The sequence below is a fragment of the Sphingomonas sp. BK235 genome, from assembly GCF_004345855.1.
In the GTDB taxonomy this organism is placed as follows: domain Bacteria; phylum Pseudomonadota; class Alphaproteobacteria; order Sphingomonadales; family Sphingomonadaceae; genus Sphingomonas.
The window spans coordinates 268118-289738 of the sequence record NZ_SLXN01000002.1 but is presented as its reverse complement, the minus strand read 5'-3'; the positions used below and the strand labels follow the sequence as shown (position 1 = coordinate 289738).

Annotated in this window: 19 protein-coding genes; 10 read left to right on the top strand and 9 right to left on the bottom strand. The window is 70.9% G+C overall.

Features of this window, described 5'->3' with window-relative positions:
- Positions 1-14: 14 nt before the first annotated feature.
- A complete protein-coding gene (ppc, locus tag EV292_RS06945) occupies positions 15-2696 on the bottom strand; it encodes a phosphoenolpyruvate carboxylase (RefSeq protein ID WP_132908479.1) in 2682 nt (893 codons plus the stop codon).
- 154 nt (positions 2697-2850) lie between these two features.
- On the opposite strand from ppc, the gene pheS reads away from it, so the two are divergent.
- From pheS to EV292_RS06930, 3 genes are read left to right on the top strand one after another with little or no spacing between them, the layout of a single operon-like run.
- Positions 2851-3960: a phenylalanine--tRNA ligase subunit alpha gene (gene pheS, locus EV292_RS06940; RefSeq protein ID WP_132908478.1), complete on the top strand. Its 1110-nt coding sequence runs from the start codon at positions 2851-2853 to the stop codon at positions 3958-3960.
- A 25-nt stretch (positions 3961-3985) separates the two neighbouring features.
- Positions 3986-6376, top strand: coding sequence for a phenylalanine--tRNA ligase subunit beta (gene pheT / locus EV292_RS06935; RefSeq protein ID WP_132908477.1), 2391 nt, complete (start codon positions 3986-3988; stop codon positions 6374-6376).
- Complete coding sequence (locus tag EV292_RS06930) at positions 6369-7244, top strand: aldose 1-epimerase family protein (RefSeq protein WP_132908476.1); 876 nt, start codon at positions 6369-6371, stop codon at positions 7242-7244. Before pheT ends, EV292_RS06930 begins: the two co-directional genes overlap by 8 nt.
- Before the next feature lie 27 nt (positions 7245-7271).
- Here EV292_RS06930 and EV292_RS06925 read toward each other — a convergent pair whose 3' ends face one another.
- A complete protein-coding gene (locus EV292_RS06925; RefSeq protein WP_132908475.1) occupies positions 7272-7550 on the bottom strand; it encodes a GNAT family N-acetyltransferase in 279 nt (92 codons plus the stop codon).
- A 382-nt stretch (positions 7551-7932) separates the two neighbouring features.
- On the opposite strand from EV292_RS06925, the gene recQ reads away from it, so the two are divergent.
- The 3 genes from recQ (at position 7933) to EV292_RS06905 (ending at position 10914) form a co-directional block, all read left to right on the top strand.
- The gene (gene recQ / locus EV292_RS06915; RefSeq protein WP_132908473.1) at positions 7933-9705 is read left to right on the top strand and encodes a DNA helicase RecQ; all 1773 of its coding nucleotides are present in this window, start codon (positions 7933-7935) and stop codon (positions 9703-9705) included.
- Between the two features lie 384 nt (positions 9706-10089).
- Positions 10090-10518 (top strand): TIGR01244 family sulfur transferase, encoded by a 429-nt coding sequence (locus EV292_RS06910; RefSeq protein ID WP_132908472.1) that lies wholly within the window; start codon positions 10090-10092, stop codon positions 10516-10518.
- Between the two features lie 9 nt (positions 10519-10527).
- Positions 10528-10914 carry a hypothetical protein gene (locus EV292_RS06905; RefSeq protein ID WP_132908471.1) on the top strand — a complete coding sequence of 129 codons (387 nt, stop codon included), beginning with the start codon at positions 10528-10530 and terminating at the stop codon, positions 10912-10914.
- A gap of 6 nt (positions 10915-10920) precedes the next feature.
- On the opposite strand, the gene EV292_RS06900 is transcribed toward EV292_RS06905, so the two are convergent.
- The 4 genes from EV292_RS06900 to EV292_RS06885 form a co-directional block, all read right to left on the bottom strand.
- The gene (locus EV292_RS06900) at positions 10921-12528 is read right to left on the bottom strand and encodes a cisplatin damage response ATP-dependent DNA ligase (protein WP_132908470.1); all 1608 of its coding nucleotides are present in this window, start codon (positions 12526-12528) and stop codon (positions 10921-10923) included.
- Positions 12529-12560: 32 nt separating this feature from the next.
- Entirely contained in the window at positions 12561-12746 is a 186-nt protein-coding gene (locus EV292_RS06895) for a DUF1328 family protein (RefSeq protein ID WP_132908469.1), read from the bottom strand.
- A gap of 29 nt (positions 12747-12775) precedes the next feature.
- Positions 12776-13273 (bottom strand): DNA starvation/stationary phase protection protein, encoded by a 498-nt coding sequence (locus EV292_RS06890; RefSeq protein ID WP_132908468.1) that lies wholly within the window; start codon positions 13271-13273, stop codon positions 12776-12778.
- A gap of 344 nt (positions 13274-13617) precedes the next feature.
- Positions 13618-13926, bottom strand: a complete 309-nt coding sequence (locus EV292_RS06885; protein ID WP_243693647.1) for a hypothetical protein — start codon at positions 13924-13926, stop codon at positions 13618-13620.
- 173 nt (positions 13927-14099) lie between these two features.
- Here EV292_RS06885 and rpmG point away from each other — a divergent pair, with 173 nt between their 5' ends.
- A complete protein-coding gene (rpmG, locus tag EV292_RS06880) occupies positions 14100-14267 on the top strand; it encodes a 50S ribosomal protein L33 (protein WP_022687989.1) in 168 nt (55 codons plus the stop codon).
- A 331-nt stretch (positions 14268-14598) separates the two neighbouring features.
- Positions 14599-16125 (top strand): peptide chain release factor 3, encoded by a 1527-nt coding sequence (locus EV292_RS06875; RefSeq protein WP_132908466.1) that lies wholly within the window; start codon positions 14599-14601, stop codon positions 16123-16125.
- A 190-nt stretch (positions 16126-16315) separates the two neighbouring features.
- Here the strand turns inward: EV292_RS06875 and EV292_RS06870 are convergent, their stop codons facing one another.
- Complete coding sequence (locus EV292_RS06870; protein WP_132908465.1) at positions 16316-16930, bottom strand: methyltransferase; 615 nt, start codon at positions 16928-16930, stop codon at positions 16316-16318.
- A gap of 152 nt (positions 16931-17082) precedes the next feature.
- Here EV292_RS06870 and EV292_RS06865 point away from each other — a divergent pair, with 152 nt between their 5' ends.
- Positions 17083-17415: an antibiotic biosynthesis monooxygenase gene (locus EV292_RS06865; RefSeq protein ID WP_132908464.1), complete on the top strand. Its 333-nt coding sequence runs from the start codon at positions 17083-17085 to the stop codon at positions 17413-17415.
- 32 nt (positions 17416-17447) lie between these two features.
- Here EV292_RS06865 and EV292_RS06860 read toward each other — a convergent pair whose 3' ends face one another.
- Positions 17448-19742 (bottom strand): CDC48 family AAA ATPase, encoded by a 2295-nt coding sequence (locus tag EV292_RS06860; protein ID WP_132908463.1) that lies wholly within the window; start codon positions 19740-19742, stop codon positions 17448-17450.
- A 304-nt stretch (positions 19743-20046) separates the two neighbouring features.
- Between EV292_RS06860 and EV292_RS06855 the strand changes: the two genes are divergently transcribed.
- Entirely contained in the window at positions 20047-20931 is an 885-nt protein-coding gene (locus EV292_RS06855; RefSeq protein ID WP_132908462.1) for a LysR substrate-binding domain-containing protein, read from the top strand.
- Positions 20932-21057: 126 nt separating this feature from the next.
- On the opposite strand, the gene EV292_RS06850 is transcribed toward EV292_RS06855, so the two are convergent.
- Entirely contained in the window at positions 21058-21513 is a 456-nt protein-coding gene (locus tag EV292_RS06850) for a peptidylprolyl isomerase (protein WP_132908461.1), read from the bottom strand.
- Positions 21514-21621: the final 108 nt, after the last annotated feature.

The window sequence follows — 21621 nt, the reverse complement described above, 5'->3', positions numbered from 1 at the left end:
TAAAGCGCGGCTCGTCACCCCGAGTTGCGCAGCGCGGTGGCGATCGCGTTGATCGAGAGCAGGATGCCCTCGCGCACGCGCTCGTCGGCCTCGCCCGAGCGGTGGCGCTTCATCAGCTCGATCTGAAGCAGGTTGAGCGGCTCGATATAGGGCAGCCGCAACCGGATCGAGGCGTCGAGCGCCGCATGCTTCTCGAGCAGGTGCGACTGGCCGGTGACGTCGAGCAACCCGTCGTGGGTCTGCTGCCAGCCGTCGCGGATGCGCCCGAACACGCTGTCGCGCAGCCCCGCGTCCTCGACCAGCCCGGCGTAGCGCGCGGCGATCCCCATATCCGACTTGGCGAGCACCATCTCCATGTTAGCGAGCGTCGCGGCGAACAGCGGCCAGCCCTGCGCCATCTCGCGCAGCAGCGCGCGATCCTCGAAGTCGGCGATCGCCTGGCCGACGCCGTACCAGCCCGGCAGCATCACGCGCGCCTGGGCCCAGCTGAACACCCAGGGGATGGCGCGCAGATCCTCGATCGCGTCCGACTGTTTGCGGCTGGCGGGGCGGCTGCCGATCTTGAGCCCGGCGATCTCGGCGATCGGCGTCATCTGGCGGAAGAATGTGCGGAACCCCTCGGTCTCATAGACCAGCCCGCGATAGGCGCGGAAGGCGGCGCCGGAGAGCCGGTCCATCGCCGCGGCGAAGCTGGCATTGTCGCTGTTCGACAGCTGCTCGGGCTCGAGGCTGGCGAGCAAGGTCGCCGAGGCCATCGCCTCCAGGTTGGTGGTGGCGCTCTCGCGCGTGCCATATTTGCCCGCGATCACCTCGCCCTGTTCGGTGATGCGGATGCGGCCCTGCACCGTGCCCGCGGGCTGCGCGCGGATCGCGGCGAAGCTGGACCCCCCGCCGCGCCCGACCGCGCCACCGCGGCCGTGGAACAGCTGCATGCCGACCCCGGCGGCGTCGAACACCGGCTTCAGCGCGGTCGAGGCGCGCGACAGCTGCCACGTCGAGGTGAGATAGCCGCCGTCCTTGTTGCTGTCCGAATAGCCGATCATCACTTCCTGATGGCCGCGCGCGCGCGCGATGTCGCGCACTTCGGGGATGGCGAACCACTCGGTCATGATCGCGGGCGCGGCCTCGAGATCCTCGATCGTCTCGAACAAGGGCACCGCCATCACCGCGGCGATCGCGGGCGAATCCTCGACGGCCGGGCGGTACAGCCCGACCTCCTTGAGCAGCAGGTGGACCTCGAGCAGGTCGGACACCGACTTGGTCATCGAGACGATATACTGGCGGATGCACGCCGCGCCGTAGGTGGCATGCGCCTCGGCCGCGGCCTGGACGATCGCCAGCTCGGACGCGGTCTCGTCCGAATAGCTGGTGAAGCGGCTGGTCAGCGGGCGCGGCGTCGCCAGCTCCTGGCGCAGCAGCATGACGCGCGCGTCCTCGTCGAGCGCGGCATAGTCGGCGCACACGCCCGCACGGCGCAGCATCTCGGCGACGACGCGCTCGTGCACCGCGCTGTTCTGGCGCAGGTCGAGCGTGGCGAGGTGAAAGCCGAACACCTCGACCGCGCGGATCAGCCGCCCGATCGCGCCGCCGCTGCCGAGCAGCCCGGCGCCTTCGGCCGAGAGCGGGCGCGCGATGGTCACCAGATCGGCGCGCAGCGCGGCGGGATGCGGATAGGGCTCGCCGGCGAGCTTGCCCGGGCGCGGCGCGGGCTCGCCGGTCAGCGCCGCATAGGTCGCCGCGGTGCGCGCGTAGATACCGCTGATCGCGCGGCGGTAGGGTTCGTCGCTGCGCGTCTCGGAGATGTCGCCGCTCGCCTCGGCGAGCGCGAGCACGCCCTCGTCCACCGCGGCGTGATGCGCGGAGATCGACAGCTCGGCGCCCATCGCGTGGAGCTGGTCGAGATAATAGCCCAGCACCGCGCGCGAGGCCCGCGCCAGCGCGGCGCGCAGGCTGTCCGCGGTGACGAAGGGGTTGCCGTCGCGGTCGCCGCCGATCCAGCTCCCCGGACGCAGGAAGGCGGGGACGCGCGCGCCCAGCGCACGGTCCCAGCGCTGGTAGAGCGCGGGGATCACGGGGAGGAAGACGTCGCGCAGATAGCTCAGCGCGGTCTCGACCTCGTCGGTGACGTACAGCCGCTCGCGCCGCAGCACGCGCGTCTGCCACAGCAGCGCGACCTGGCGCACGATCGCCTCGTCGACCTGATCGCCCTCGGGGGTGATGTCGATGCCGCGATCGCGCAGCGCCATCAGCTGTGCGACGCGGTTGCGGTGGTCGATCATGCTCTTGCGCCGCACCTCGGTGGGGTGGGCGGTGAGCACCGGCGCGATCAGCGCGCGGTCGAGCAGCGCGAGCACCGCGTCGCGGTCTACCCCTGCCCCATCGAGCCGCCCGAGCGCGGCGGCGACGTCGGCGCCATCCTCGGCGGCGATCCCCTGGCGATCCTCCGCGAGATTGGCGAGCATCGAGAAGAGCATGAAGCCGCGCACGAAATCGAGCGTCTCGTCGAGGTCGAGCGCCCCCAGCCCGAAATCGGGCGATCCCTGATGGTTGCCGCGGTGACGCTCGACCGAGGCGGAGCGGATCGCCTCGGTCCGCTCGTACAACGTCTCGCCGCCATAAGCGCGGATCACGTCGCCGAGCACGCGCCCGAGATAGCGGACGTCGGGATTGTTGGTGATCGGGGGGAGTGTGGCCATCGCGCGATGCTGCGCTGCGGAAGCCCTGGGGTCAACCGCTTGCGGCGCCGTGGCGACCGCGCATCGGGTCGCGAGAGGATTGATCCGGGGCGCGGCGTGCCGCTACGGAGCGGGGCCGGCGCGCGCGGCGGCGCGACCAAGACGAAGGTGACGAATGACCGATACCGACGAGCTCCAGACCCACCTGCTCGCCGCGATCGCCGCGGCGGCGGGGCTCGACGCGCTCGAGGCGGTGCGGGTCGAGGCGCTCGGCAAGCAGGGGCGCGTCACCGCTCTGCTCAAGACGCTGGGCGCGCTCTCACCCGAGGAGCGCCAGGCGCGCGGCCCCGCGATCCACCAGCTCCGCGAGGCCGTCACCGCCGCGATCGCCGCGCGCAAGGCGGTGCTGGAACAGGTCGCGCTCGACGCGCAGCTCGCCAGCGAGGCGCTCGACATGACGCTCCCGGTCGACCTGCCCGCGGGCGGCACGGTCCATCCGGTCAGCCAGGTGATGGACGAGCTGGCCGAGATCTTCGCCGACCTCGGCTTCGCGGTCGCCACCGGGCCCGAGATCGAGGACGACTGGCATAATTTCGGCGCGCTCAACATCCCGGACACGCACCCGGCGCGCGCGATGCAGGACACGTTCTACGTCGCGCAAGCCGAGGGTGCCGAGAGCGCGCCGCTGGTGCTGCGCACGCATACCTCGCCGGTGCAGATCCGCACCATGGTCGAGGTCGCGCGCCGCCAGAACGGCGCGGGCGCGCCGATCCGCATCATCGCGCCCGGCCGCGTCTATCGCTCCGACTGGGACGCGACCCACACGCCAATGTTCCATCAGGTCGAGGGGCTGGTGATCGACAAGGGCATCACGCTCGGCCACCTGAAGTGGACACTCGAGACCTTCCTCAAGGCCTTCTTCGAGCGCGACGACGTCGTGCTGCGGCTGCGGCCGAGCTATTTCCCCTTCACCGAGCCCTCCGCCGAGGTCGACGTCGGCTTCTCGGTCGAGAAGGGCAAGCGCGTCATCGGCGGTAGCGAGGGATGGATGGAGGTGCTCGGCAGCGGCATGGTCCACCCGCGCGTGATCGCCAATTGCGGGCTCGATCCCGACGAGTGGCAGGGCTTCGCCTTCGGCTGCGGGATCGACCGGCTGGCGATGCTCAAGTACGGCATCGACGACCTGCGCCCGATGTTCGAGGCCGACACGCGCTGGCTCCACCACTATGGCTTCGCCGCGCTAGACGTCCCGACCCTGTCGGGCGGCGTCGGCACCCCCGCCTGACCTTCCTTCAGCTCCGGACGAACCGATGAAATTCACGCTCTCCTGGCTCAAGGACCATCTCGACACGAGCGAGCCGCTCGACTCGATCGTCGCCGCGCTCACCCGCGTCGGGCTCGAGGTGGAGGGGGTCGAGAATCCCGCCGCGCGGCTCGGCGGCTTCCGCGTCGCGCGCGTGCTCACCGCCGCGCCGCACCCGCAGGCGGACAAGCTCCAGGTGCTCACGGTCGAGGCCGGCCCCGAGGTCAACGGCGGCGCGCCGCTCCAGGTGGTGTGCGGCGCGCCCAACGCGCGCGCCGGGCTGGTCGGCGTGTTCGGCACCGCGGGCGCGACCGTCCCCGCCAACGGCATGGTGCTGCGCGTCGCCGCGATCCGCGGAGTCGAGTCGAACGGCATGATGTGCTCGTCGCGCGAGCTCGAGCTGGGCGACGACCATGACGGCATCATCGAGCTGCCCGCCGATGCGCCAGTGGGCACCGCCTTCGCCGATTACGCCGGGCTCGACGACGCGGTGATCGACGTGTCGATCACGCCCAACCGCCCAGATTGCATGGGCGTGCGCGGCATCGCGCGCGATCTCGCCGCGGCGGGGCTCGGCACGCTCGTGCCGCTGACCGTGCCGGACGTACCGGGCGACGGCCCCGGCCCCGACGTGCGGATCGAGGATGGCGCGGGCTGCCCCGCCTTCTACGCGCAGGCGGTCTCAGGCCTCAGCAACGGCGAGTCGCCCGAGTGGATGCGGCGCCGTCTCCGCGCGATCGGGCAGAAGCCGATCTCGGCCCTGGTCGACATCACCAATTACCTCACCGTCGACCTCGGCCGCCCGCTGCACGTCTACGATCGCGCGCATCTCTCCGGCGGCCTCGTCGCGCGCCAGGCGCGCGACGGCGAGAGCGTCGAGGCGCTCAACGGCCGGACCTACGTGCTCGCCGCGGGCATGACCGTGATCGCGGACGACGCCGCGGTACACGATATCGGCGGCATCATGGGCGGCGCGCACTCGGGCGTGTCCGCGACGACCACCGACGTGATCATCGAGTGCGCCTATTTCGCGCCCGACGCGATCGCGCGCACCGGCCAGAAGCTGGCGCTGACCAGCGACGCGCGCCAGCGCTTCGAGCGCGGCGTCGACCCGGCGTTCCTCGACGACGGGCTCGCGATCGCCACCTTCCTCGTCCGGGAATATTGCGGCGGCACCGCCAGCAATGTCACGCGCGTGGGAGCGCCGCCGGTGGCGATGCCGAGCTATGCCTACGACCCGGCGCGCGCCGCGACGCTCGGCGGCCTCGACGTGCCGGCCGAGCGGCAGCGCGCGATCCTCGAGTCGCTCGGCTTCACCGTCTCACCCGAGTGGCAGGTCACCCCGCCGACCTGGCGCCCCGACGTCGACGGCACCGCCGACCTCGTCGAGGAGGTGATCCGGATCGAGGGGCTCGACCGCGTCGAGTCGGTCGCGCTCCCGCGCCTGTCCGGTGTCGCGCGCCCGACCGCCACGCCCGAGCAGAAGGTCGAGCGCTGCCTCCGCCGCGCCGCCGCGGCGCGCGGGCTTGGCGAGGCAGTGACGTGGAGCTTCGTCGCGCAGCGCCACGCCGCGGTGTTCGGCGGGGGCGCCTGGACGCTCGCCAACCCGATCAGCGAGGAGCTCAAGGTGATGCGGCCCTCGCTGCTCCCTGGGCTGCTCGCCGCCGCCGAGCGCAACCTGCGCCAGGGCGCGGAGAGCGTGCGGCTGTTCGAGCTGGGCCGGCGCTATCTGGCGAAGGACGGCGCGCCGCACGAGCGCGCGACGCTTGGGCTCGTGCTCGCGGGCGACCGCCGCGCGCGCGGCTGGCGCGAGGGCAAGGCCGCCGGCTTCGACGCCTATGATGCGAAGGCCGAGGCGCTGGCGCTGCTCGCCGCGGCGGGCGCGCCGGTCGACAATCTCCAGGTGATGGGCGAGGCGGGCGACGCCTTCCATCCCGGCCGCTCGGGGACGCTGCGGCTCGGCCCCAAGACGGTGCTGGCATCGTTCGGCGCGGTCCATCCCGCGGTCCTGCGCGCCTTCGACCTGTCCGGCCCGGCCGCCGCGGTCGAGCTGTACCTCGACTCGCTGCCGGCGAAGCGCGGCAACGGCTTCATGCGGGCGGCCTATGCGCCGCCAGCGCTCCAGCCGGTGCGGCGCGACTTCGCCTTCCTGGCCCCCGCCGCGCTCACCGCCGAGGCGCTGACGCGCGCCGCCAAGGGCGCCGACAAGGCCGCGATCGTGCGCGCGCGCGTGTTCGACGTGTTCACCGGCACGGGCGTGCCCGAGGGGCAGAAGTCGGTCGCGCTGGAGGTGGTGCTCCAGCCGGGCGAGAAGAGTTTCACCGACGCCGAACTCAAGGCGATCGCCGACAAGGTGGTCGCCGCGGCGGGCAAATTGGGAGCGACCCTGCGTGGCTGAGTGGATCCGACTCTCGAACGGGGTGCTGGGCGCGGCGATCGACCCGCACGGCGCGCAGCTCTCGTCGCTGACCGACGCCGACGGGCGCGAGCTGATGACCGACGCCGACCCGCGCTTCTGGAACGGGCGCGCGCCGATCCTCTTCCCGGTGGTAGGCGCGCCCTCGGGCGAGACGATCCGCGTCGACGGCGTCGACTATCCGATGCGCAAGCACGGCTTCGCGCGCCGCAGCGACTTCGCCGTCATCGAGGCGACGCCGACCCGCGCGGTGTTCGCGCTGACCGACGATGCCGCGACGCGCGCGCGCTACCCGTTCGCCTTCCGGCTCGAGCTGGCCTATACGCTCGATGGCGCGACGCTGGCGATCGAGGCGACCGTCGCCAACCCCGCGGACGTGCCACTGCCGGCGAGCTTCGGCTTCCACCCCGCCTTCGCCTGGCCGCTCCCCTATGGCGAGCCGCGCGCCGACCACCGCATCGTCTTCGCCGCGGACGAGCCGGCGCGGCTGCGCAGCATCGCGGCCGACGGCACGATCGCGGCGGAGACGGTGCCCTCCCCGCTCGACGGGCGCGTGCTGCGGCTCGACGACGCTCTGTTCGCGCATGACGCGCTGGTGTGGGACGAGGTAATGTCGCAGTCGGTGCGCTACGGCGCGGACGCGGGTCCGCAGCTCGAGATCGCTTTCCCGGATACGCCCAAGCTGGGGATCTGGACCAAGCCGGGGGCGGCGTTCGTGTGCGTCGAGCCGTGGCACGGCATCGCCGACCCCGAGGGCTATACCGGCGAGTATCGCGACAAGCCCGGCGTGTTCGAGGTCGCGCCCGGCGGCGAGAAGCGCATCACGATGAGCGTGACGTTGGTGGGTTGACCCACCCCCGCACACCTTAGACGCCGTTCATCCCAGCAGGTCGCGATATTCCGGGTGCCGCTCGATGAAGGCGCGAACGAAGCGGCATTGCGGCACCACGCGCAGCCGCTGGTCGCGCGCCGAATCGAGCGCCGCCCGGATCAGCCGCGAGCCCACGCCGCGCCCCTCGATCGCCGGTGGCACCAACGTGTGCGTGAAGACGATCGTGTCGCCCTCGAGCTGATAGGCCGCGACCGCGCGTTCGCCGGCCACCTCCAGCTCGAATTCCTGCTCGGAGCGATTGTCGCGGACGCGCTCGACGCTCATGACACGGGCGCCGCGGCGGGCGCATCGGGTGCGCGTGCGACCGGGGAGGCGGGCGTGCTCTTCGGCCCGGCCCCGGTCGCGCCGGCAGGCTCGCGCTCGCACGCCGCGAGCAGCACTGTCGCACCTAGGGCAATCAGCGCCGCGTGACGGCGCGGGATGGTCGATCGTCCGGGAAACATGCGGGCACTACGCCCCGCCCCCGCCGCGCGTTCCCGCGCGCGCCGCACGATCGCCGTAGCGGGCCGTGTGGTGGCGGCAGCGAACGAGTCGGCGTTTCGTGAAGGACGCGTGCGCCGGCGCGCCGATCAGACTCCCCCCCCGCCCCGTCGCGTCACTGCGCCGGTTGCCCTCTGCGGTGCGCGCGCCTAGGTCGGGCACGCCCATGGCGCTCGACCCGCTTCCCCAGCTCCAGACGATCTTCGGCTTTCCCGCCTTCCGCGGCGTGCAGGAGCAGGTCGTCACGCGCGTGCTCGCGGGCGAGCGAACGCTCGCGGTGATGCCGACCGGCGCGGGCAAGTCGCTCTGCTACCAGCTGCCCTCGGCGATGCTGGAGGGGACGTGCGTGGTGGTCAGCCCGCTGATCGCGCTGATGCACGACCAGCTCCGCGCCGCCACCGCGGTCGGCCTGCGCGCCGCCACGCTGACCAGCGTCGACGAGAACAAGGCCGAGACGCGCGGGCGCTACCTCGATGGCGGGCTCGACCTGCTGTACGTCGCGCCCGAGCGCGCCTCCACCGCCGACTTCCGCGACCTGCTCGAGCGCGGCCGCCCCGCATTGTTCGCGATCGACGAGGCGCATTGCGTCAGCGAGTGGGGCCATGACTTCCGCCCCGACTATCGCCTGCTGCGCCCGCTGCTCGACGCCTTCCCCGAGGTGCCGCGGCTGGCGCTGACCGCCACCGCCGACGCGCACACGCGCGCCGACATCCTCGAGCAGCTCGGCATCCCGCACGACGGCATGATCGTCGCGGGGTTCGACCGGCCCAACATCCGCTACGCGATCCGCCCCAAGGACAACAGCACGCGCCAGATCGCCGACGTGGTGCGCGACACGCCCGGCCCCGGCATCGTCTACGTCCAGACCCGCGCCGCGACCGAGAAGATGGCGGCGCAGCTCACCGCGCTCACCGGCCGCCCGGTGCGCGCCTACCACGCCGGGCTCGATCCCGCGGTGCGCGCGCGCAACCAGGCCGATTTCGTCGCCTCGGAGGACATGGTGATGTGCGCCACGGTCGCCTTCGGCATGGGGATCGACAAGCCCGACGTCCGCTTCGTCGCGCATGCCGGCCTGCCCAAGTCGATCGAGGCTTATTACCAGGAGACCGGCCGCGCCGGGCGCGACGGCGACCCCGCGGTGGCGCATCTCTTCTGGGGCGCGGAGGATTTCGCGCGCGCGCGGCAGCGCATCGGCGAGGTGGAACAGCACCGCCAGCCGGGCGAGCGCCAGCGGCTCGCCGCGCTCGGCGCGCTGGTGGAGACCGCGGGCTGCCGCCGCGCCATCCTGCTGCGCCACTTCGGCGAGCATCCGCCCGAGCGCTGCGGCAATTGCGACAACTGCCTGTCGCCCCCCGCCGCGCTCGACGCCACCGAGACCGCGCGCAAATATCTCTCCGCGGTGTTCCGCACCGGGCAGATGTTCGGTGCGACCTATATCGAGCAGGTGCTCACCGGCCAGTCGAGCGAGCGCAGCCTGATGAACGGGCACGAGCAACTGTCGGTGTGGAACATCGTCGACGGCGAGGAAGTGGCGCTGCTCAAGCCGGTCGGGCGCGCCCTGCTGCTCAAGGACGCGCTGCGCACCAACCATCACGGCGGACTGGAGTTCGGCCCGGCGGCGCGCGCCTTGCTCAAGGGCGAGGCGACGCTGCCGCTGGTCGAGCCGCCCAAGCGCGAGCGCCGTCGCGGCGGGCGCGCGGGGGCGACGCCCAACCCGGTCGACGATCCGCTGTTCGAGGCGCTGCGCGCGTGCCGGCGCGAGCTGGCGAAGGAGGCGGGCGTGCCGCCCTACGTGATCTTCCACGATTCGGCGCTGCGCGAGATGGCGGCGCTGCGCCCGACCTCGCTCGCCGCGCTCGGCCGGATCGCGGGGGTGGGCCAGCGCAAGCTCGACGCCTACGGCCAGGCGTTCCTCGACGTGCTGAAGGGGGCGGGGTGACTCTCGATCCTCCCCTGCAAGGGGAGTGCGGGCTTTGGCTTGCCCCCGGCGAGCCAAGATGGTGTCCGGGGGACACCATCTCGCCCGCACTGTCAGCGCGTCAGCGCTGACGGAGGGGTGACCCGGCGGGCGAGGGTCGGTGGACTCACCACCGGCGACACCCCTCCGTCAGCCCTGCGGGCTGCCACCTCCCCTTGCAGGGGAGGAACGTCAGGCCATGTCCCTCGCGGCGCCGGCATATTTGCGGTGTTGTCTTCCCCCTCACCGACCCCCCGCTCTTGCCCCTCGCCGTCGCGCCCGCTTCGCGCTAAGGCGCCGCTCTCCCGCGACGGGACGATCGGGATCAGTGACGCGGCGATCCGGCCGCGCTAGAGGCACTTTCCTATGTTGCGCATCATCGACGAGACGATCGCGGTCGCGCCGCAGATCCGGCCCGAGGACCTGCCCGCCATCGCCGCCGCTGGCTACAAGGCCGTCGTCAACAACCGCCCCGACGGCGAGGAACCCGGCCAGCCCGCCGGCGAGTCGATCCGTGCCGCGGCCGAGGCGGCGGGGCTGCGCTACACCGCCATTCCGATCACCCATGCCGGCTTCTCGCTGCCGCAGGTCGAGGCGATGAGCGCGGCGCTGGCCGAGGCGGGCGGCCCGGTGCTGGCCTATTGCCGCTCGGGCACGCGCTCGTGCAACCTGTGGGCGCTCGCCGGCGCGGCGCGCGGCGACGACGCCGACTCGCTCACCGCCAAGGCGGCGGCGGCCGGCTATGACCTCACCAACCTGCGTCCCCTGCTCGACGCGGTGGCGCGGCGCGGCTGAGCCGGCACGATGGGGCTGTCGGCATGGCTCGGCCTCGGCCGGGCGCACCGGATGATGCGATCGGTCGACGAGGCGATCGAGGCGGTCGGCGTCGCGCTGCCGCGCTTCGCCGCCTTCGACGCGGTGATCGCGGAGGACGGCCGCGCCGCGCTGGTGATCGACTCGACCGGTGCGATCGCGCTGGTGCTGGTTCGGGGCACGCGGGTGCGCGCGCGCGCGGTCGACTGGGCGATGATGCGCCAGACGCACGCGGGCATCCTGGTCGAGACCGGCGACCGGCGCTTCGGCGAGGTGCTGCTGGCGGGGGTGACCGCGATCGACATCCGCCGCCTCGGCATGCCCCCGCTGCCGCAGCGCGAAGCCGCGACGATCGTGGGCGTGCTGGAGCCGGCCTGACTTCCGTTATGTCACCAGCCGCTTGAGCGCCGCCAGCGTGTCAGCCTCGGCGGCGGGCTTGTCGGTACGGATCCGCGCGATCCGCGGGAAGCGCATCGCCAGCCCGGACTTGTGCCGCTTCGACTCGTGGATCGAGTCGAACGCCACCTCCAGCACCAGCGACTTCTCCACCTCACGCACCGGGCCGAAGCGGTTGAGCGTGTGCTGGCGCACGAAGCGGTCGAGCTGCGCGATCTCCTGGTCGGTGATGCCCTGATAGGCCTTGCCGACCGGCAGCAGCTCGCCCTCCCCGGCCTGCTCCCCGGTCCAGCAGCCGAACGTATAGTCGCTGTACCAGCTCGAGCGCCGGCCGTTGCCGCGCTGCGCGTACATCATCACGCAGTCGGCGGTGAGCGGGTCGCGCTTCCATTTGTACCAGAGCCCGGCGCGGCGCCCGGCGACATAAGGCGAGTCGCGGCGCTTGAGCATCACGCCCTCGATCGCGGCGTCGCGCGCGCCGGCGCGGATCCCCTCCAGCGCGGTGAAATCGTCCGCCGCGATCACGCTGCTTACGTCGAAGCGAGTCGGGTCGAGCCGCGCCGCGAACGCCTCCAGCCGCGCGCGCCGCTCGGTCCAGGGCAAAGCGCGCAGGTCCTCGGCGCCATCGAACAGGATGTCGTAGAGCCGGACGAAGGCGGGCGCCTCGGCGAGCATCTTGGCGGAGACCACCTTGCGCCCGAGCCGCTGCTGCAGCGCGTTGAAGCTGCCCGCGCCCTCGCCCTCCGCGATGCCGCCGCCCTGTGCGTCGCCGCGCACCATCAGCTCGCCGTCGACCACGCCATAGGTCGCGAACGCCGCGGCCACGTCGGGGAAGGCGGCGGTGACGTCGTCACCGGTGCGGCTGTAGAGCCGCGTCGCGCCTGCGACATGGACGAGCTGGACGCGGATACCGTCCCACTTCCACTCCGCGGCATAGTCGGCAAGGTCGACCCGCAGTTCCTCGAGCGGATGCGCCAGCATGAAGGGGCGGAACACCGGTACGTCGGCGGGTGTCGGCTGCGCCCCCCTGCCCTCGGCCCAGGCGAACAGGGTCGGGTAAGGTGGCGCCAGCCCGTGCCACACTTCCTCCACCGCCTCGACGTCGAGCCCGAACGCGTCCGCCAGCGCCTGTTTCGCCAACCGGGCCGAGACGCCGACGCGCAGCGCGCCAGTGGCCAGCTTGAGCAGGGCGAAGCGCTCCTCGGCATCGAGCCGGTCGAGCATCTCCGCCAGCGCCGCGGGCGCGTCCGAGCGCGACAGGTGCATCAGCCGGTCGACCACCGTGCCGACGGTCAGCGGCGTGACGTCGGTCGGCGGCGCGTCCGGCACCGGCCAGAGCAGCGCCACCGTCTCGGCGGTATCGCCGACATAGTCGCGGCTCATGCGGAACAGCACCGGGTCGACGCGCGACTCGATCAGCGCGCGGATCAGTGCCGGCTTGACCGCTGGCAGATCGAGGTCGCCGGTCAGCGCCGCCATCGCCCAGCCGCGGTCAGGGTCGGGCGTGGCGCGGAGATAGTCGCCGATCAGCTTGAGCTTGGCATTGCGCCCGCGGGTGTAGATCAGCGAGTCGAGGAGCGCGGCAAAGGCGTGCATGAAGTGCTAACGCTCGATCCGCCCCGCGCGCCTCAGTCCAGCGTGTCCTTCACCTTCTTGCCCGCGGTGATGCCGAGCACGAGGACGATCAGGAACAGCGCCAGCGCGATGAAGAACAGGATCTTGGCGATGCCGACGAAGGCGCCGCCGATGCCGCCGAAACCGAGCGCGCCGAGCAGCAGCCCGACAACGAGGAAGATCACGGCCAGTTTCAGCATCGCTCGGCTCCTTCTACGATCGGCGGGGGTCAGGCCTTGCGGCTGGCCTCGAACAGGAACCAGGCGCGCTCCTCGGCCTGGTCGGTCCAGTCGTCGACGATGCCGCTGGTGGCATTGTCCTTGGCCTCTTCGGCGGCTTCCTTGACGTCGCGGAAGCGCTGGACGAGCGTGAGATTGTCGTCGCGCAGTTCGGCGAGCATCTGCTCGGGTGCGACGAAATCGGCGTCATTGTCGCGGATCGAGCTGCGGCGCGCGATGTCGCCGATCGAGCGCAATGTGGTGTTGCCGGTCTTGCGCACGCGCTCGGCGATCGCGTCGGTGGCATCGAGGATCTGCGCCGCCTGGTCGTCGAGCAGCAGGTGATAGTCGCGGAAGTGCGGTCCCGAGACGTGCCAGTGGAAGTTCTTGGTCTTGAGATACAGCGCGTAGCTGTCGGCGAGCGCGGCGTTGAGCGCGTCAGCGACGCTGCGGGTGTCGTTACGCGCGAGGTCGGTGGGGGTGTCGAGGGCGGGATTGGTATCGGCCACGAGCGGCTCCGTCGTTTCACTGATCGGGAGCGAAACGATGTGGGGCGCGATTGGGTCCGGTCAAGGCGAGGGATGGGAGTCGTGCGATGCAAATCCACCCGGGTACAGGGAGGGTAATCGCCTATGGCAATCTGAACGGCTTGCGCTCGCCCCATGCCGCCCCGTCATCCCGGGCTTGACCGGGGATCCAAAGCGCCGCGCACGCATGCGCCGTTGGTCTCGCGGAGACATGGATCCCGGCTCAAGGCCGGGATGACGGCGGGGCGTGAAGCCTCGGTGCGTCACACCGTCATAGGCGATAGCCCTCCCCGCGAGCGGTGAGGATCAAGAAGGTCGCCGGCGCCCTACGCCGCCAATCGCACCGCGCAGGCGGCGGCGAAAGCGCGCGACGTGGCCTCGTCCTGCGTGCCGCTGGCGACCGCCTCGCCGAGCAGGCCGAGCCAGTCGTGCACCAGCACGCCGCGCTCGCCGCGCCCGATCGCGGTGCCGAGCGACTGCGCCACGGTGACCACGGGGAGCAGCCGGTGCTGCTCGGCGGCGACGCGGATCTGGTCCAGCTCGGGCGCGAGCCGCGCCGGGCCGGCGCGCCAGTCGATCGCGGCGATGCGCCGCGCCAGAAGCGCCTTGATCGCGAGGATGTCCATGTCGTCCATGTGCCTGATCCCGAAGCGGTGAATGGCTGTTACCGCTGTGCGCCCAGGCATCTTACCTTATGCTTAATGGCGCCCCGCGCTTGACTCCGCGCGCCACATGCGCCAAGCGCCCGCGTCTGACGCGGCGAGGCGAGCTTCGCCGCTTTCTTGTTTCATTCGCTTAGGAACCGGTCATGGCCAAGCCGACCACCGTCAAGATCAAGCTCGTCAGCTCGGCTGACACCGGCTTCTTCTACGTCACCAAGAAGAACCCGCGTACCAAGACCGAGAAGCTGAGCTTCAACAAGTACGACCCCGTCGTGCGCAAGCACGTCGCGTTCAAGGAAGCCAAGATCAAGTAAGCGCCGCGGGGCGGCGTTCCGCCCTGTCCGCTCGCGTGAGTCGTGGGAGCCGCGGGCGGTAGGCGCCGGCGGCTCTTTTCGCGTGCGTGGCGGATCCGCCGCGCGGCGGCGAGCGGGACGGCGGATCCGAGCCCCTGTCGCACATCGACGCGCTTTGCTATCGCGCGCGGACCCGCCACGCTCTCACCTCCGACCCGACTCAACATGCGCGATCGGCGGGTCGGTCCGCCGCGCGACACCATCGAACCAGCGCCACGGCGGCGCGCCGATCTCGCGCCGCGACTCAATTCTCTCCCCATTCGCGCCCCGCGCGCCCGACCCGGATCCCCGCATGACCTCGCCCCGCCGCACCTTCGCGATCATCTCCCACCCCGACGCGGGCAAGACCACGTTGACCGAGAAGCTGCTGTACTTCGGCGGCGCGATCCATCTCGCCGGCGAGGTGAAGGCGCGAGGGCAGAACCGGCGCGCGCGCTCGGACTGGATGAAGATCGAGCAGCAGCGCGGCATCTCGGTCACCTCCTCGGTGATGACGTTCGAGCATGACGGCATCACCTTCAACCTGCTCGACACGCCGGGCCACGAGGACTTCTCGGAGGACACGTACCGCACGCTCACCGCGGTCGATTCGGCGGTGATGGTGATCGACGCCGCCAAGGGGATCGAGCCGCAGACGCGCAAGCTGTTCGAGGTATGCCGGCTACGCTCGGTGCCGATCATCACCTTCGTCAACAAGGTCGACCGCGAGGGACGGCCGGTGTTCGAATTGCTCGATGAGATCGCCGACATGCTCGCGCTCGACGTGTCGCCGATGAGCTGGCCGATCGGCATGGGGGGCGAGTTCGAGGGTGTGCTCGACCTCGCGTCCAACCGGATCAGCCGCCCCGAGGGCGATAGCCGCGCCTTCCTCGGCACGGTCGAGGACGCGCCCGCTCTGTCCGAGCGCTGGCAGGAGGAGATCGAGCTGGCGCAGATCGGCTATCCCGCCTTTGACCCCGAGGCGTATCGCCACGGCGACCTCACCCCGGTCTATTTCGGCTCGGCGCTCAAGGACTTCGGCGTGGCCGAGCTGATCGCGGCGCTGGCCGAGCACGCACCGCCGCCGCGCCCGCAGCCGGCCGAGCCGGCGCCGGTCGCGCCGGAGAATGATGAGGTCACCGGCTTCGTCTTCAAGGTCCAGGCCAACATGGACCCCAACCACCGCGACCGCATCGCGTTCATGCGGTTGTGCTCGGGCACGTTCAAGCGCGGCATGAAGCTGACGCCGACCGGCCATGGCAAGCCGATCGCGGTCCACTCGCCGATCCTGTTCTTCGCGCAGAACCGCGAGGTGGCGGACGAGGCCTTCCCCGGCGACATCATCGGCATCCCCAACCACGGCACGCTGCGGGTCGGCGACACGCTGAGCGAGCGCGCCGACGTGCGCTTCACCGGCCTGCCCAATTTTGCGCCCGAGATCCTGCGCCGCGTCCAGCTCAAGGACCCGACCAAGACCAAGCAGCTGCGCAAGGCGCTCGACGACATGGCCGAGGAGGGCGTGACGCAGGTCTTCTACCCCGAGATCGGCTCCAACTGGATCATCGGCGTGGTGGGGCAGCTCCAGCTCGAGGTGCTGCTGTCGCGGCTCGAGGTGGAATATAAGGTGGCGGCGGCGCTGGAGCCGGCGCCGTTCGATACCGCGCGCTGGGTGTCGGCAGAGGACCCCGCCGCGCTCAAGGACTTCATGGACCTGAACCGCGGCGCGATGGCGAAGGATCGCGACGGCAACCCGGTGTTCCTGGCGAAGAGCGCGTGGGAAGTCGGCTATATCGCCGATCGTTATTCGAAGGTGCGCTTCGCCGCGACGCGGGAGCGATAGGCGACGCTGGTTTCACGTGGAGCCAACGCCGGTGCGTGGAGGCGTGCGTAAACGACGCCCCACTCGCTGCCGTCATCCTGAGCTCGTCTCAGGATCCACCGCGCCGCACGACCAACCGCCCTGGTGCCCGCGGACGGGTGGATCCTGAAACGAGTTCAGGATGACGCCGAGCGGGCGATGCCCGTCGGCGTCAGTCCTTCCAGCCCCAGTAGAGCTGCGCCGGCGGCACGTTCCACCATTCCATGTCGTGGTCGATGCGCGGGAAGTGCGGTGCGATGAAGTCGCGCACCTTGGGGCTGAACTGGTAGACCAGGAAGGCGCCGCCGGTGCGGATCACGCGCTGCGTCGCGGCCGCGATCGCGGGGCCGACCCCGTCGGGCAGCGTCGAGAAGGGCAGGCCGGAGAGAACATAATCCGCCGCCTCATGGCCGTGCTCGCGGACGATCGCCTCGACATCCGCGGCCGAGCCGTGGACCGCGACGAAGCGCGAGTCGGTGATCGTGTGGTTGAGATAGCGGATGAAATCGGGGTTGGTGTCGATCGCGATCAGCGTCGCGTCGGGCGCCATCTTCTCGAGGATTGGGCGGCAGAAGGTGCCGACGCCGGGGCCATATTCGACGAAGAGCTTACAGGTCGCCCAATCGACCGGGCCGAGCATCTTGGCGATCAGCCGGTCCGACGAGGGGATGATCGACCCCACCATGACGGGATGCTTGAGGAACCCGGTGAAGAACATCTGCCAGGGACCGGGCACGCCGGCGGCTCTGCTGCGGCTGCGCCGCATGGCGTTGGTCGAACTAGGCATGTGGAAAGATGTCGCTCCCGAACCCTGTAAGGTGACAGTCGCGTGTCACCCCGATGACGAACGCCTTTCAAGCGCGCGGGTTGCCATAGCGGGGTTGCGGCCTGCCCCCAAGCGCCTATTCGCCCGGCCGTGGGCGCAGCGGGAGCGGGCGAATGCGAGACGGCGAGCGGGTTGGGCAGGTGGTGGTGACGTTCGTGTCGCGCCGCAACGGCCGCGACGTGGCGGGCTATGCCGCGGCGGCAGTGCGGATGGACGCGCTCGCGGCGGCGCAGCCGGGCTATCGCGGGGTCGACAGCGTGCGCGACGCGGACGGGCTGGGGATCACGCTCAGCTTCTGGGCCGACGAGGCGAGCGCGATCGCCTGGCGCGACCATCCCGAACATGCCGCGACGCGTGAGCAGGGGCGGGAGCGCTGGTATGACGACTATGCGGTGACGGTAGCGTCGGTGACGCGGGATTACCGCTGGCGAGCGGGGGACAACTAGATCCTCCCCGCCCGGCGGGGAGGATCTCGAACTCAGTCCGTTCCCTTCGGCCCACGCGGGGTGAGCTGGCCCGGCATGATGAAGCCGAGCGGCTGAATCGCATTGGCCTCCTGCTTCAGCCGCGCCGCCATCTGCTCATAGTCGCGCTCCACCTCGGGCGTGACGCTGGCGCGGCTCTCCTCCAGCGCGCGGTCGAAATGCGCCGCGGTCACCTGCCGCGACTCGAGCGACTCGCGCAGCGCGATCAGGCCGGCGCGGCGCACCACGTCCTCCAGATCGGCACCCGTGAAGCGCTCGGTGCGGCGCGCCACCGCGTCGAGGTCGACGTCGTCGGCGAGCGGCATCTTCTGCGTCTGGATCGACAGGATGCGCCGCCGCCCGGGCTGGTCGGGCACCCCGACATAGATCAGCTCGTCGAATCGTCCCGGTCGCAGCAGCGCCGGGTCGACCAGATTGGGCCGGTTGGTCGCGCCGATCACCACCACCGATTGGAGCTCCTCGAGCCCGTCCATCTCGGCGAGGATGGTGTTGACCACGCGTTCGGTCACCTGCGGCTCGCCCAGACCGCCGCCGCGCGCGGGGACGAGGCTGTCGAGCTCGTCGATGAAGATCACGCAGGGCGCCACCTGCCGCGCGCGCTGGAACAGCCGGGCGATCTGCTGCTCGCTCTCGCCATACCATTTGCTCAGCAGGTCGCTCGACTTGGTGGCGATGAAGTTCGCCTCCGCCTCGCGCGCCACCGCCTTGGCGAGCAGCGTCTTGCCGGTGCCCGGCGGCCCGTAGAGCAGGAAACCCTTGGCCGGGCGGATGCCGAGCCGGCGGAACGCGTCGGGATCCTTGAGCGGCAGCTCGACGCCTTCCTTGAGCCGCATCTGCGCGTCGTCGAGACCGCCGACGTCGCTCCACTGCGTGGTCGGCGCCTGTACCATCACCTCGCGCATCGCCGAGGGCTGGACCCGCTTGATCGCGCCGAGGAAATCCTCGCGCGTCACCGCCAGCGTGTCGAGCACCTCGGGCGGGATGCTGCGGTCCTCGAGGTTGAGCCGCGGCATGATCCGCCGCACCGCCTCGATCGCCGCCTCGCGCGTCAGCGCGGCGAGGTCGGCGCCGACGAAGCCGAAGGTGGTCCGCGCCAGCTCGTTGAGGTCGACCTTGTCGCCCAGCGGCATGCCGCGGGTGTGGATGCCGAGGATCTCGCGCCGGCCGCGCTCGTCGGGCACGCCGACGATGATCTCGCGGTCGAACCGGCCGGGGCGGCGCAGCGCCTCGTCGATCGCCTCGGGGCGGTTGGTCGCGGCGATCACGACGAGATTGGCGCGCGCTTCCAGCCCGTCCATCAGCGTCAGCAGCTGCGCGACGACACGCTTCTCCGCCTCGCCCGAGACCTGACCGCGCTTGGGCGCGATCGAGTCGATCTCGTCGATGAAGACGATCGAGGGCGCCGATTTGGTCGCCTCCTCGAACACGCTGCGCAGCCGCTGCTCCGATTCGCCATAGGCCGAGCCCATGATCTCGGGGCCGTTGATCAGGAAGAACTGCGCGTCCGACTCGTTCGCCACCGCGCGCGCCAGCCGCGTCTTGCCGGTGCCGGGCGGGCCGTGGAGCAGCACGCCCTTGGGCGGGTCGACGCCGAGCCGCTGGAACAATTCGGGGTAGCGCAGCGGCAGCTCGACCATCTCGCGCAGCTGGTCGATCGTCCCCGCCATGCCGCCGATATCGTCGTAGGTGACATCGGCGCGGCGCGCCGCGTCGGGCTCCTCATATTCGGGGCGGAGCTCGATCTCGGTATTCTCGTCGATGTGGACGACGCCCTTCGGGCTGGCCGAGACGACCGACAGCCGGATCTCCTGTAGCGCATAAGCGGGCGCGTTGACGTAGCGCTCCATGCCCGGTGGCATGTTCGACACGCGCTGGTGCCCCGCCGTGGCGACGACGTCTCCCGCGCAGAGCGGGCGGCCGAAGAAAGTGCGCTTGAGCGCGGTGGTCGAACCCTGAAGTCGCAGGTTCTGTTGCGCCGGCGCGAACACCACGCGGGTCGCCGCCTTGCTCTCGACGCGGCGAACCTCGACGAAATCGCCCGACCCCACACCGGCATTGGCGCGCTGGAGACCGTCAATGCGGATGATCTCGAGTCCCTCGTCCTCGGCATAGGGACCGACCGCCCGCGCGGGCGTGGTCTTCTTGCCGACGATCTCGACGACGTCGCCGTCGGTCAGCCCCAGCCCCGCGAGGACGGCGCGCGGCAGATGCGCGATGCCGCGCCCGCTGTCCTCGGGGCGCGCGTTGGCCACCTGCAATTTGATCACTCGGGGTTCGGCGTCCGCCATCCTGCTGCCCTTCCTCGCTCGCGCGGTCGAGCGCTGGAGATAGGGCCAGGGTTCCCGATTGCGAGCCAAACCATCGGCGCGACGATCGCCAGCGGACAAAAAAAAGGCCGCCCAGAAGGACGGCCGTGGAAAGTTTTTAGGAGAGGATGCCTGAAAGGCAGGGCTTATTTGCGATGCGGCCGGTTATTGTGCAAGTGCGAATGTTAGCGCTACACTTGCACAAATTGCAATTTAGGGTGCCGCCGGGGTTGCGCCGCCGCGCGTAGGTTGCATCATGCGGCGCAGCACCAACCATGGATCCGCGATGCGCCGCCTACCTCCCCTCACCGCGATCGAAGCCTTCGTCGCCGTGGCGCGCCTCGGGTCGATCAAGGCCGCGGCGCAGGAGCTGGCGCTCTCCCCGCCCGCGCTGAGCCGTCGCATCCAGACCCTCGAACGCTTCCTCACGCGGCCGCTGTTCGATCGCCGTCATCAGGCGATGGTCCCCAACGCCGACGGAGAGCGGCTGCTCGGCGCCATCGCGCCGGTGCTCGACGGCCTGTCCGACGCGATCGACGCGATGACGAGCGGGCACGAGGTATTGCGGCTGCGACTCGGCGTGCTGCCGCTCTACGCGTCGCAGCGCCTCTTCCCGCGGCTGGGCGAGCTGCGCACCGCGCACCCCGAGCTCCACCTCGACATCGATACCGGGGGCAATGCGCTGGGGCGACTCGGCGAGGGACTCGACGCGGTGATCGTGGTGGCGCGCGACATCGATCCCCTGCTCTATTCGGAGCGACTCGACCGCAACATGGTCTATCCGATCGGCGCGCGCTCGCTGGTGGAGGGGCCGAGCGCGCTCCGGGCGCCGACCGATCTGGCCGGCCACACGATCCTGCTCCACCGCGACATGCCCGATACCTATGCCGCCTGGGCGCAGGCCGCGGGCGTGCCGGTCGTCGATCCGCTCGCGATCGACTATTTCGACTCGGGCGCGCTGATCCTCGAGGCGGCGGCGCAGGGGCTGGGTGTCGCGTTCATGCACGAGAGCCATTTCCAGGACGCCAATGACCCCCGGTTGGTCAAATTGTTCGGCATCGATGTGACGAGCCCGTACAGTTACTGGTTCGCGTGCCGCCCGCGCGCACTCCAGACCCGACCGGTGCGGCTGTTCCGCGATTGGCTGATGCGCACGCTGCGGCAGGCGTGAGCGGCACGCGCCGTTCTGCCGCGGGGAGGGTTCGGCCCCGCTGCGCGACGGGCGATAGCCCGGCATGGCCATTCCCCTGAGAAAAGGGGGCGGCCACCGGCTCGCCCCCCGCGGTGTCTCGACGCGTTACGCCGCCTTCATCGCGACGATCTTGCCCGGGTTCGCGGGCGGCTCGCCCTTGGGCAGCGCGTCGATCAGCTCCATGCCCTCGGTGACCTCACCCCAGACGGTGTACTGGCCGTCGAGAAAGCGCGCGTCGTCGAAGCAGATGAAGAATTGCGAGTTGGCCGAATTGGGGTCCATCGTCCGCGCCATCGAGCAGGTGCCGCGCACGTGCGGCTCCTTGCTGAACTCCTGCTTGAGGTTGGGCTTGTCCGAGCCGTGCATGCCGGTGCCGGTGGGATCGCCGCCCTGCGCCATGAAGCCCGGGATCACGCGGTGGAACACGACGCCGTCGTAGAAGCCGTCATTGGCCAGCTCGGCGATGCGCGCGACATGCTCGGGCGCCAGGTCGGGGCGCAGCCGGATGGTCACGTCACCGCCCTCGAGCGTCATCGTCAGCGTGGAGTAAGTGTCGGCCATGGAAGATCCTTTCGGTACGATGCGGGCGCGTTAGTGGCTGGGCGCGCGGCTGGCAAATGCCGCGAACGCGCGGTAGGGCGGTGCGGTCCGGCACGATCAGGAGAAAGC

Bases quoted from the DNA above. Each gene is read 5' to 3' on its own strand.
- EV292_RS06900 (WP_132908470.1), bottom strand. From the start codon at position 12,528: ATGCACGCCTTTGCCGCGCTCCTCGACTCGCTGATCTACACCCGCGGG.
- EV292_RS06870 (WP_132908465.1), bottom strand. From the start codon at position 16,930: ATGCCTAGTTCGACCAACGCCATGCGGCGCAGCCGCAGCAGAGCCGCC.
- EV292_RS06925 (WP_132908475.1), bottom strand. From the start codon at position 7,550: ATGAGCGTCGAGCGCGTCCGCGACAATCGCTCCGAGCAGGAATTCGAG.
- ppc (WP_132908479.1), bottom strand. From the start codon at position 2,696: ATGGCCACACTCCCCCCGATCACCAACAATCCCGACGTCCGCTATCTC.
- EV292_RS06850 (WP_132908461.1), bottom strand. From the start codon at position 21,513: ATGGCCGACACTTACTCCACGCTGACGATGACGCTCGAGGGCGGTGAC.
- recQ (WP_132908473.1), top strand. From the start codon at position 7,933: ATGGCGCTCGACCCGCTTCCCCAGCTCCAGACGATCTTCGGCTTTCCC.
- EV292_RS06875 (WP_132908466.1), top strand. From the start codon at position 14,599: ATGACCTCGCCCCGCCGCACCTTCGCGATCATCTCCCACCCCGACGCG.
- EV292_RS06860 (WP_132908463.1), bottom strand. From the start codon at position 19,742: ATGGCGGACGCCGAACCCCGAGTGATCAAATTGCAGGTGGCCAACGCG.
- EV292_RS06910 (WP_132908472.1), top strand. From the start codon at position 10,090: ATGTTGCGCATCATCGACGAGACGATCGCGGTCGCGCCGCAGATCCGG.
- EV292_RS06865 (WP_132908464.1), top strand. From the start codon at position 17,083: ATGCGAGACGGCGAGCGGGTTGGGCAGGTGGTGGTGACGTTCGTGTCG.
- EV292_RS06855 (WP_132908462.1), top strand. From the start codon at position 20,047: ATGCGCCGCCTACCTCCCCTCACCGCGATCGAAGCCTTCGTCGCCGTG.
- pheS (WP_132908478.1), top strand. From the start codon at position 2,851: ATGACCGATACCGACGAGCTCCAGACCCACCTGCTCGCCGCGATCGCC.
- EV292_RS06885 (WP_243693647.1), bottom strand. From the start codon at position 13,926: ATGGACGACATGGACATCCTCGCGATCAAGGCGCTTCTGGCGCGGCGC.
- rpmG (WP_022687989.1), top strand. From the start codon at position 14,100: ATGGCCAAGCCGACCACCGTCAAGATCAAGCTCGTCAGCTCGGCTGAC.
- pheT (WP_132908477.1), top strand. From the start codon at position 3,986: ATGAAATTCACGCTCTCCTGGCTCAAGGACCATCTCGACACGAGCGAG.
- EV292_RS06895 (WP_132908469.1), bottom strand. From the start codon at position 12,746: ATGCTGAAACTGGCCGTGATCTTCCTCGTTGTCGGGCTGCTGCTCGGC.
- EV292_RS06905 (WP_132908471.1), top strand. From the start codon at position 10,528: ATGGGGCTGTCGGCATGGCTCGGCCTCGGCCGGGCGCACCGGATGATG.